This is a genomic window from Vibrio owensii CAIM 1854 = LMG 25443, from assembly GCF_000817815.1.
GTDB classification, from domain to species: Bacteria; Pseudomonadota; Gammaproteobacteria; order Enterobacterales; family Vibrionaceae; genus Vibrio; species Vibrio owensii.
In genome coordinates this window covers 60,618-71,225 of sequence record NZ_JPRD01000053.1, presented here as the reverse complement: position 1 = coordinate 71,225, position 10,608 = coordinate 60,618, and the positions used below count along the sequence as shown (strand labels likewise).

At 46.4% G+C, this 10,608-nt stretch carries 12 protein-coding genes; 8 read left to right on the top strand and 4 right to left on the bottom strand.

All coding sequences use genetic code 11. The annotated features are described in order from the left end of the window. Positions 1–37: 37 nt before the first annotated feature. On the bottom strand, positions 38–904 hold the full coding sequence (locus H735_RS24535) for a YicC/YloC family endoribonuclease (protein ID WP_005430199.1): 867 nt from the start codon (positions 902–904) through the stop codon (positions 38–40). Positions 905–1,078: 174 nt separating this feature from the next. Here H735_RS24535 and rph point away from each other — a divergent pair, with 174 nt between their 5' ends. Beyond that, entirely contained in the window at positions 1,079–1,795 is a 717-nt protein-coding gene (gene rph, locus H735_RS24530) for a ribonuclease PH (protein WP_005430192.1), read from the top strand. A gap of 224 nt (positions 1,796–2,019) precedes the next feature. Further along, positions 2,020–2,661 carry an orotate phosphoribosyltransferase gene (pyrE, locus tag H735_RS24525; RefSeq protein WP_005379384.1) on the top strand — a complete coding sequence of 214 codons (642 nt, stop codon included), beginning with the start codon at positions 2,020–2,022 and terminating at the stop codon, positions 2,659–2,661. Positions 2,662–2,731: 70 nt separating this feature from the next. Here the strand turns inward: pyrE and H735_RS24520 are convergent, their stop codons facing one another. The 3 genes from H735_RS24520 to coaBC all read right to left on the bottom strand — a co-directional run bounded on the left by H735_RS24520 (position 2,732) and on the right by coaBC (position 5,638). After that, complete coding sequence (locus H735_RS24520) at positions 2,732–3,682, bottom strand: Kdo(2)-lipid IV(A) acyltransferase (protein WP_020195879.1); 951 nt, start codon at positions 3,680–3,682, stop codon at positions 2,732–2,734. A gap of 5 nt (positions 3,683–3,687) precedes the next feature. Continuing rightward, positions 3,688–4,278: a nucleoid occlusion factor SlmA gene (gene slmA, locus H735_RS24515; protein WP_005434407.1), complete on the bottom strand. Its 591-nt coding sequence runs from the start codon at positions 4,276–4,278 to the stop codon at positions 3,688–3,690. 160 nt (positions 4,279–4,438) lie between these two features. Continuing rightward, entirely contained in the window at positions 4,439–5,638 is a 1,200-nt protein-coding gene (coaBC, locus tag H735_RS24510; RefSeq protein WP_020195878.1) for a bifunctional phosphopantothenoylcysteine decarboxylase/phosphopantothenate--cysteine ligase CoaBC, read from the bottom strand. A 207-nt stretch (positions 5,639–5,845) separates the two neighbouring features. Here coaBC and H735_RS24505 point away from each other — a divergent pair, with 207 nt between their 5' ends. From H735_RS24505 to mutM, 6 genes are all read left to right on the top strand, one after another. Next, positions 5,846–7,519: a methyl-accepting chemotaxis protein gene (locus H735_RS24505; protein ID WP_020195877.1), complete on the top strand. Its 1,674-nt coding sequence runs from the start codon at positions 5,846–5,848 to the stop codon at positions 7,517–7,519. Positions 7,520–7,632: 113 nt separating this feature from the next. Further along, positions 7,633–8,307, top strand: coding sequence for a RadC family protein (gene radC, locus H735_RS24500; protein ID WP_020195876.1), 675 nt, complete (start codon positions 7,633–7,635; stop codon positions 8,305–8,307). 303 nt (positions 8,308–8,610) lie between these two features. Beyond that, a complete protein-coding gene (gene rpmB / locus H735_RS24495; protein ID WP_005384783.1) occupies positions 8,611–8,847 on the top strand; it encodes a 50S ribosomal protein L28 in 237 nt (78 codons plus the stop codon). A gap of 13 nt (positions 8,848–8,860) precedes the next feature. Next, the gene (gene rpmG, locus H735_RS24490) at positions 8,861–9,031 is read left to right on the top strand and encodes a 50S ribosomal protein L33 (protein ID WP_004410866.1); all 171 of its coding nucleotides are present in this window, start codon (positions 8,861–8,863) and stop codon (positions 9,029–9,031) included. A gap of 177 nt (positions 9,032–9,208) precedes the next feature. After that, on the top strand, positions 9,209–9,685 hold the full coding sequence (locus H735_RS24485) for a hypothetical protein (protein WP_020195875.1): 477 nt from the start codon (positions 9,209–9,211) through the stop codon (positions 9,683–9,685). A gap of 103 nt (positions 9,686–9,788) precedes the next feature. Then, positions 9,789–10,598: a bifunctional DNA-formamidopyrimidine glycosylase/DNA-(apurinic or apyrimidinic site) lyase gene (gene mutM / locus H735_RS24480; RefSeq protein ID WP_020195874.1), complete on the top strand. Its 810-nt coding sequence runs from the start codon at positions 9,789–9,791 to the stop codon at positions 10,596–10,598. The last annotated feature ends 10 nt before the right edge of the window (positions 10,599–10,608 follow it).

The following is a 10,608-nucleotide window of genomic DNA, read 5'->3' as shown; positions in this document are numbered from 1 at the left end:
ACCTATATTAGGACGGGTCACTCATCGAGGTCTTTTATTATTCGATGTTCTGAATCTGTTCACGCATTTGCTCAATCAGAACTTTCAGTTCAACACCTGACGCAGTGATGTCTGTGCTGATTGATTTTGACGCGAGCGTGTTCGACTCACGGTTGAACTCTTGCATCATGAAATCTAGGCGACGACCGACTGCGCCACCTTTCTTCAGGATGTTTGTGGTTTCTTTCACGTGAGAATCAAGACGATCTAGCTCTTCTGCTACGTCTGATTTCTGTGCCAGAAGGATAAGCTCTTGCTCAACGCGAGATGGGTCTAGCTCTACTTTCGCATCTTCAAACTTCGAGAACAGACGCTCACGTTGCCACTCTAGGATTTCTGGCATGCGTGCGCGCACTTTCACGACTTCTGATGTGATCGCTTCTAGGCGTTGCTCGATAAGCGCTTTCATGTTGTCGCCTTCACGACCACGCGCTTCGATGAACTCGTTGATTGCTTCGTCAAAAGCAGCAAGCAGTTCTTTGTTTACTTCATCCATGTTTTGCTCTGGCGTTTCCATTACACCAGGCCATTGCATTACTTGGAATGGGTTGATGCGGCTCAGTTCGCCAGTCATGTGCATCACTTGCTCTGCGGCTTTGATCACTTGGTTTGCCAGTGTTTCATTGATGCTTAGTTCAGCTTTTGCTGCTGGGTTCGCTTCAAAACGCAGGCTACATTCTACTTTGCCGCGTGCTAGGCGCTTACGAAAACGCTCACGCAGTACTGGTTCAAGAGCACGGAACTGCTCAGGCATACGGAAGTAAGTTTCTAGGTAGCGTTGGTTTACACTGCGGATTTCCCACACTGCGCTCCCCCAATCGCCTTTCACTTCTTTACGCGCGTACGCTGTCATACTGTAAATCATTGAATTTTCCTGTCTTCTAATTTGCTGAAAATTACCCCGCAATAGTAGCACAGCAAGATGGCAGTGGCTTTGCTATTCTGAGTCGAGATTGTCCAGATAGCTTTATTTAATCGATTCCGTTATAATCTGCGCCCAACCAAATCGTCTTCTCCTCATTACTTAAGGTAGATGCCCATGCGTCCAAACGATCGCAAGGCGGATCAAGTTCGCCCAATCAAAATTACTCGTAACTACACAGCTTACGCTGAAGGCTCAGTGTTAGTTGAATTTGGTAACACCAAAGTGTTGTGTAATGCGACCGTTGAAGAATCTGTGCCTCGTTGGCTAAAAGGTCAAGGTAAAGGCTGGGTAACGGCTGAATACGGCATGCTACCTCGTGCAACTCACTCGCGTACTCGTCGTGAAGCAGCGAACGGTAAGCAAGGCGGTCGTACAATGGAAATCCAACGCTTGATCGCACGCAGCCTACGCGCTGTGGTTGATCTACAAGCGATGGGTGAGTTCATGATCACAGTTGACTGTGATGTTATCCAAGCAGACGGCGGCACTCGCACTGCATCTATCAGCGGCGCAAGCGTTGCAATGGCAGATGCGTTCCAACACCTAGTGGATAGCGGCAAGCTAAAAGCAAACCCAATGAAAGGCCACGTAGCGGCAGTTTCAGTTGGTTTGTTAGGTGATGATGTTCTGTGTGACCTTGAGTACGTTGAAGATTCAGCGGCAGACACAGACATGAACGTTGTGATGACAGAAGAAGGCAAGATGATTGAAATTCAGGGCACCGCAGAAGGTGAACCGTTCAGTCACGAGCAACTGATGGCTCTGTTAGAGTCGGCGAAAGTCGGCATTACGGAAATTGTCGCAGCGCAGAAGGCGGCGTTAGCCAATTGATTTAGATAGCTCCCATTATGGGGGCTATTTTTTTATCTCCGTCGTATATGAATCTACAGCGTTGTTCGCTGCGCTTTTCTACCCTAATTACATAGAAGACTATGCTCATAGGGATAGAAAAACTTGCTGCCTAGCTGTAAATCCATCTACTTAGGAGATAACGCATTAGTGTTTATTAACTGCTTGGGAATATGGATACCAAGCCCGTATTTAGAGAGAAAATAATGAAAGCATACCAGCGTGAATTTATTGAGTTTGCACTTGAGAAAGAAGTTCTTAAGTTTGGTGAGTTTACTTTGAAATCAGGCCGTAAAAGCCCGTACTTCTTTAACGCTGGTCTTTTCAATACTGGTCGTGACCTAGCGCGTCTTGGTCGTTTTTACGCAGCAGCGTTGGCGGATTCAGGCATTGAGTTTGATGTACTATTTGGCCCTGCTTACAAAGGTATCCCAATCGCGACGACAACAGCAGTAGCGCTAGCGGATCACCACGATATCGACACACCTTACTGCTTCAACCGTAAAGAAGCAAAAGATCATGGCGAAGGCGGCAACCTTGTAGGCTCGGCGCTTGAAGGTCGTATCATGCTAGTAGATGACGTAATCACTGCAGGTACAGCGATTCGTGAATCAATGGAAATCATCCAAGCAAACGGTGCGGACCTAGCAGGTGTGTTGGTTGCGATTGACCGTCAAGAAAAAGGCAAAGGTGAGTTGTCTGCGATTCAAGAAGTAGAGCGTGACTTTGGTTGTGCAATCATCTCAATCGTAAGCCTGACTGACCTTGTGACTTTCCTTGAAGAGAAAGGTACAGACAAAGAGCACCTAGAAGCAGTAAAAGCGTACCGCGCAGAATACGGTATTTAATTGTTGTTTCATCATTAAAGAAAAAGGGGCTGGTGGATATCCATCAACCCCTTTCTTTTGTCTTTATCACTTACTTATAGCGAATGCCTTTTGGCGTAGTTTCATCAGCCATGGTCTTGTAGCGTTTGTGCAGCCACATCCACTGCTCTGGTGCGCGCAGAATTACTTCTTCCACAAAAGTGTTCATGTAAGCCGCTGCCGCAACTTCGTCTTTTTTCGGGTAGTCGGCTTCAATGCACTTATCAGCGATGATTTCATACTTGCCATCTTCATTACGGAAGCCAGAGCCCGGAATAATCGAGCACTTAGACGTGTAAGCCAGAATGCTGGTGCCTGTCGTGGTACAAGCGTCTTCAACTGCGAAGAAAGGCACGAATACTGACTTGTTACGACCGTAATCGTGGTCCGGTAAGTAGAACAAACGCTCACCGCTACGTAGAACACGAATCATCTGTTTGACGTCTTTACGATCAATCAGCTTATTGCCGTTGTGTGTGCGCCCCCAGTACTGAATGAAGTTGTAAGCAGGGTTGTTGTGTGGACGAAATGCGCCGTAACCCGCCACGCCAAGTACTGCAAAGGCACGCGCCGTGATTTCAAGATTGAGTGCGTGCACGCAGCACAGCAATACGCCTTTGCCTTCTGCATTTCTCTCATGCAGCGCACCCAGATCTTTCTCGACAATCAGAGTTTTGAAACGCCACGTTGGCCAGAACCAAGTGATGCCGGTTTCGATCAGCGCCATACCGGTATTCTTGAAGTTCTCTTCAACGATGTGTTGGATCTCTTCAGGCGTTTTATCTGGGAAAGCCAGCTCAAGGTTACGTGTCGCAACATGGACACGACCTTTGCCGTAACGCATGCCAATATGGCCAAGCGTGCGACCTAACGACAGCAACATGCGGTATGGAAGGATATTGACCACGATAGCCAAAAAGCCAAAGCCGAGCCAAACACCCCAGTTACGAGGGTGGAGAAGGGAAAGAGAAAACTCCGGCTTAGTGAATTTGTCTTTACTCATAATCTCTACTTAATTTGTGCGCTAAGAAGTGCCCAATACTCGTCAAAGTTCGCAGTTGGTTGGTATTTGAAATCACTACGAACAAAGCGGTTCAAGCTGCCTTCAACTTGTCCTAGGATTTGAGCCGCCAAAATGCGCTCTTCCACTGGGAACGATTTGCCTTCACGGATCTTACGTTCACGCAGGATCTGACGAAGCTGTGTTTCAATGCGTTCAAACAGTTGGTTGATGCGATCGCGTAGGCGCTCATTTTCAAACATTAGAGCATGGCCAGAAAGAATGCGTGTCAAACCTGGGTTACGTTCTGAGAATGCCAAGATAAGGTGCATTACCATGCGAATACGCTCTAGTGTGTCTTTCTCATCATCCAAAATACGGTTGATGCGTGTCATGAGTGCTTCTTCGATGAACTCAATCAAGCCTTCAAACATGCGAGCTTTACTAGGGAAGTGGCGGTAAAGTGCCGCTTCTGAAACACCGACCTGTTTCGCCAATTTTGCCGTAGTAATGCGTGAAGCGCCTTCTGTAGATTCAAGCATCTGCGCGAGAGCTTGCAAGATTTCTTCACGACGATTGGATTTTTTACTGCCGGCCATTTAGTTACTTCCTTTCAAAATACAAAGTTGAGCGGAGGGGATTATAAGACGCTCTTTGGCATCAAACTAGACCAGTGAGGAGGTAATGGGAGCTTTAACACCCTCACTTGTCATGTTTGTACCAAATTTGTGCCAGTTTTCTATGAAAAGCGAATGGCAATTACATCAATTCGTGCATTTTTTCCAAAATTCTGAAACTTAGCGCTTCTTTGGATTCTAGTGCCAACGCCTGCTCGCCTTCTGGCCAGAATAAAATGATGGCGTTGTCGTTACTGTTAAAACCTTGGCCTTCAACAGAAACATCGTTCGCACAAATCATATCGAGGTTTTTCTTTACCAGCTTACCGCGAGCGTAGGTTTCTACGTCGTTGGTCTCTGCTGCAAAACCAACTGTGAATGGACGTTGCTCTGTCATATTGGCGACGGTCGCTACGATATCAGGATTTTTGACCATGTTGATGGTCATCTCATCGTTGTTTTTGGTCTTTTTCAACTTTTGAGACGCCACGTTTTCTGGACGGTAATCGGCTACGGCGGCGCAGCTAATGAAAGCATCGTGACTAGGCGCGTGAGCCATTACTGCATCATGCATCTCTTGTGCACTTGCAACATTGATACGCTCAACACCCGCTGGCGTATTCAAGCTGACAGGCCCACTGACTAGCGTGACCTTCGCACCTAGTTGTGCTGCTGCATTTGCTAGTGCAAAGCCCATCTTTCCTGAGCTGTGGTTAGAAATGTAACGTACTGGGTCAATCGCTTCACGAGTTGGACCTGCGGTGATCAGTACCGATTTTCCTGCCAACAGTTTCGGTTGGAAGAACTGCTCACACAGGTGCACTAATTGCATTGGCTCTAGCATTCGACCTGGACCAACATCACCACATGCTTGCTCACCGGCCGCAGGGCCCCAAATGTGCATACCACGGCGTGCCAGTGTCGCGATGTTTTCTTGAGTTGCGACATTGCGGTACATCTGTTGATTCATCGCCGGAGATACCGCTACTGGTGAATCTGTCGCAAGTACTAACGTGGTGAGCAAATCATTACCCATGCCTGCCGACATACGTGCAATCAAATCTGCGGTTGCAGGTGCAAGAAGAACCAAATCTGCCCATTTTGCCAGTTCAATGTGACCCATCGACGCTTCTGCTGCTGGGTCTAGCAAGCTGTCCGACACCGGACGCCCAGAGACTGCCTGCATAGTTAAGGGAGTAATGAACTCCTTCGCCGCTTTGGTCATCACTACTTGAACTTGCGCGCCTCTTTCTATTAGGCGACGGGTTAGCTCCGCACATTTATACGCGGCAATACCGCCACTGATGCCGAGTAGAATTTTCTTTCCTGCTAGTGTTTGCATGTGAGATCTCCAATTTTTCTGGCGACGAGTTTAGCACAACTGAATCTCTCATCGTCCAAGCAAATCTGATGAGAAGCTAATCCATATCAAACTACAGAATATTAATTGCTGAGCCTTATATAAAACTTTTGCTTACTTCACAGACAATCTTTGCCCGCTCTGCAAGATAGAAGGGGAAAAATAACAATAATGAGGTAGTGGAATAAGATGGTGCTGAAAAGTCGAAGTAAATTGCTGCTGGTGACTCTGATCCCTTTGTTGTTGATCACCACATTGATCTCGGTGGTCTATTACATCAACGGCAGTAATAGCTTAGAAGCTGAATTGGCTCGGGATAGACAAGAGTTAATTGATACACGCAAGAAAGAGCTGCAAGCCTACATGATGATGGGGGTTACAGCGATAAAGCCGCTTTACGATACGGACGTAAACGGCAATAACAAACAAGCGGCAAAAGAAATTCTCAAAGCGATGCGTTTTGAAAGCGATGGTTATTTCTTTGCTTATGATTCGAAAGGGGTTAACACGCTGCATGCGATTAAGCCGTCTCTAGAAGGTAAAAACCTTATCGGTTTGAAAGATGAAAATGGCGTGGCAGTAATTGGCGGATTGATTGATGCGTCTAAGAATGGCGATGGCTTCCTTTATTTCTCTTGGCATAAACCAACCATCGATGCGCAAGCACCAAAATTAGGTTATGCCGAATACCTGTCTAAGTGGGACTGGGTGCTTGGTACGGGCATCTATATAGATGATATTGATCAGCAAGTGGCGATGCAGCGTGAACTGCGCACACAAGAGTTGAATGAACATACGCTCTCTGCGGTAACCATCTCGGTCATTGGCCTTATTATCACTAGCGTGCTTACCAGTATTATCGTTTCTAAAGGTATCCAACCACTGCAACACATTGCGGCGTCCTTACAAGATGTGGCTGCGGGTGGCGGTGATCTGACGGCTCGTCTGAAAATCGAAAGTAAAGATGAAGTCGGTGAGGTGGCCTCGGCATTTAATGAGTTCATGGATAAGCTACATCCGCTTATGCAGGACATACAACGTTCTGCCAATACAGTCCAAAGCGTCTCTGGACAATTGGATCAGCAAACCTCTCAAGCCAGTGCTCAAATGCAAAACCATTGTCTGGAAACCAATAAGGTGGTGACGGCCGTAACGCAAATGAGCATGACAGCTAAAGAAGTCGCTAGTAATACCAATGCTACGGCGCAGGCGATTGATGATGCGAACGGACAAGTTACTGAAGCGCAGCGCGAAGTCGATCAAGCGATTGATGGCATTAGCAAGTTAGTCGATGAAGTGAACAGTACCTCTGAGGCGATTGCAGAACTGAGTCAACAGACCGAGCAAATTACCAAGGTGCTCGATGTGATTGGAGAAATTGCCGAGCAGACCAACTTACTCGCATTGAATGCAGCGATTGAAGCCGCACGAGCTGGCGAGCAAGGAAGAGGTTTTGCTGTGGTGGCCGATGAGGTTCGCTCGCTAGCAAGTCGAACGCAGAACAGTACTCATGAGATTGGCGATATGCTCAAGCAATTACAAACGGGCGTATCAAGAGCTGTCACTACCATGGCTGCGAGCCAAGAGCGCGGCGCGAAGACCGTTGAAGAGTCCTCAATGATTCAGCAATCACTGTCTGGCGTGCATCATTCTATTGGTACAATTCGAGATATGGGTATCCAAACCGCTTCTGCAGCAGAAGAGCAAAGTGCGGTTGCTGAGGACATCAACCAGAATCTAGTGGCGATTCAACAAATCGTGAATCGTATTAATGACACGCTTCAGCATGCGCAAAGCATCAGTACTCAGTTATCGCAGTCAGGATCTGAAATTCACGATCTGGTTGGAAACTTCAAGCTTTGATGGATTGCTCGATTACATTGAAAAGCAGTGGTTAACGAAAAAAGCGAAAGTCAGGTTCGACTTTCGCTTTTTATTTTGTGCAATAGGCGCTCACTTATAGAGAGAACCGCCTAATGACACTGAAAACCTTGCCCAACGAGTCCATGCCCAGAGAGAAATTACTTAAACGCGGACCACAAGCGTTGTCGGATGCCGAATTACTGGCTATTTTCCTGCGCACTGGCACGCAAGGTATGAACGTCATCGAATTAGCGGACTTTCTGCTCCAAGACTTTGGATCGCTTCGCCAGCTGTTTTCTGCCTCAGAGAAAGAGTTTTGCCAGCATAAAGGGCTAGGGCAAGCGAAATACGTCCAGTTACAAGCCGTTTTGGAAATGACGCAACGCTATTTAGCCGAAACATTAAAACGTGGTGATGCGTTAACCAGCCCAGAACAAACCAAACTTTATCTTTCTTCTATATTAAGAGACCGACAAAGAGAGGCTTTTTACATTCTTTTCTTAGATAACCAACATCGGGTAATAAAAGATGAGATTTTATTCGAAGGAACACTCGATGCTGCATCGGTTTATCCGAGAGAAGTCGTCAAACGCGCCTTGCACCACAACGCCGCTGCATTGATTTTGGCTCACAACCACCCGTCAGGTGTGGCGGAACCTAGCCAAGCAGATAGAGGGATTACCCGGCGTTTAATCGACGCTTTAGCGCTGGTGGATATTCGAATTTTGGACCATTTCGTTATCGGAGATGGGGAAAGCGTCTCTTTTGCCGAAAGAGGTTGGATATAACTGTGCGTTTTTTAGGTTGTTAGTTGCTAAAAATCTGCTATCATCCTCGCCACTAAATTTTTAACTGAATTCAGCTTGGACTGCTAGAAAAAACCTGCTGTCTAAAAAAAGATCACGAAAACCTGTAAAAAGGATCTGTTCGGGTCTTGAGCAATGCATATCAAGTTAGTATAATGCGCGACCTTTGATAGCCTTGTATGGATTTTCCATAGCGGTTCTTAACCTCTAACTTCTTTCCAAGAAATAGAGAGGTTCGGCCACCAAGGTTGATATCGAGCTGAAACGATTTTGGAGAAGACATTCATGTCACGAGTATGCCAAGTAACTGGTAAGCGTCCAGTAACGGGTAACAACCGTTCACACGCACGAAATGCTACTAAGCGTCGTTTTCTGCCGAACCTACAAACTCATCGTTTCTGGGTAGAGAGCGAAAAACGTTTTGTTAAACTACGCCTATCTGCAAAAGGTATGCGTATCATCGACAAGAAGGGTATTGATACTGTTCTTGCTGATATGCGTGCACGTGGCGAAAACGTTTAAGAGGAAATAGGCAATGGCAAAGAAAGGCGTTCGTGAGAAAATCCGTCTAGTATCTTCAGCAGGTACAGGCCACTTCTACACAACTGATAAGAACAAGCGTAACATGCCAGGCAAATTTGAGATCAAGAAATTTGATCCAGTTGTACGCCAGCACGTTATGTACAAAGAAGCTAAAATCAAATAATTGGTTTTATCTCTTTGATGATTTGAAAAACCCAGCTTTCGAGTTGGGTTTTTTATTACCTAAAATTCCTCCATCTCCCCTTCATTTCCATCCTCACCACGTTTGCATACAGATGTTCTAGTCAAGATTGATGAGCTTTGATAGTTTGTCTCTAACTACTTGAGATTAGGAACCACTATGCGTGTAAGTCCGGCTCGCCGCCGTCGTTGGAATAACATTCTTATCCTAGGCATCATCGTATTTATGCTGATCCTCAATGCGCCAACATGGATCAAATCTTACCTTATTGAAGAAGCAGCGGATCCTTATCCAAACTTGCTGCGCTCTGATCATGACGTCAGTGCTATCTACTATGCCGGTTGGGAATTAGATAAGCAGAATGGCCAATGGCAATCGAACATTAAAGCGAATATTCCCGTACAAGAGCTTGTGACTCGTTGGCAGTCATTGAAAGGTACTGAGCTGACACTAGAGCAATACGAGCAGTTAAAGCCGCGCTTATCATCACCGGAAAGCATCGAAATTTGGTATCAAGGGCTCGAGGAACCACAGCGAGTGACGTTCTATCGTCTTGACGATTTTTGGTTGTTTAAAAACTGGCAGGGGAAATGGATTGCGATTTCTGTTGATGGCAATTACATCATGCCCAAGTAACGTTCTTGGCAATAACCCTTTGCATCACCAGTATTTGTCTTAACTTTTTTCGATTATGCTAGCCATCCAGTATCAAAGTTCTTAGCGCTGTAAGGAGAATCAAATGCCTGAATTACCTGAAGTTGAAGTAAGCCGAATGGGCATCAGTCCACATATGATTGGCCAAACGATCAAGGCATTTGTATTCAGAACCCCGAAACTGCGTTGGGATATCCCTCAAGAGCTCAAAAAGCTAGAAGGGCAGGTGATTCGTAATATCAGTCGCCGCGCTAAGTATCTGTTGATAGAAACGGATGAAGGAACTGCGATTGTTCACTTAGGCATGTCGGGTTCACTGCGTGTGCTTGACGCTGATTTTCCTCCAGCAAAGCACGATCATGTGGATCTCAAACTGAGCAATGGCAAAGTGCTGCGCTACAACGATCCACGTCGCTTTGGCGCATGGTTGTGGAGTGCGCCCAATGAGCCACACGCAGTTTTAGGTCATATGGGACCAGAGCCTTTGACTGAAGAGTTCAACGCCGACTACGTGGCGGAGAAAGCCAAAGGTAAGCGTGTTGCGATTAAGCAGTTCATCATGGACAACAAAATCGTCGTCGGAGTAGGAAACATCTACGCCAACGAGTCTTTGTTTAAATCACGCATTCATCCCACTCGCCCGGCAGGAAAACTAACTAAGAAGGAGTGGCAATTGCTGGTGGAGAACATCAAAGCTACGCTAGAGATTGCTATCCAGCAAGGCGGAACCACATTGAAAGACTTCGCCCAAGCTGATGGCAAACCGGGCTACTTCGCACAAGAGTTATTAGTTTATGGAAAAGCCGGAGAGCCATGCCCAGAATGCGGTGAAGCTCTCCAAGAACAAAAGATAGGCCAACGCAATACCTTCTTCTGCGGGGAATGTCAGAAGTAAAAACTTGAGA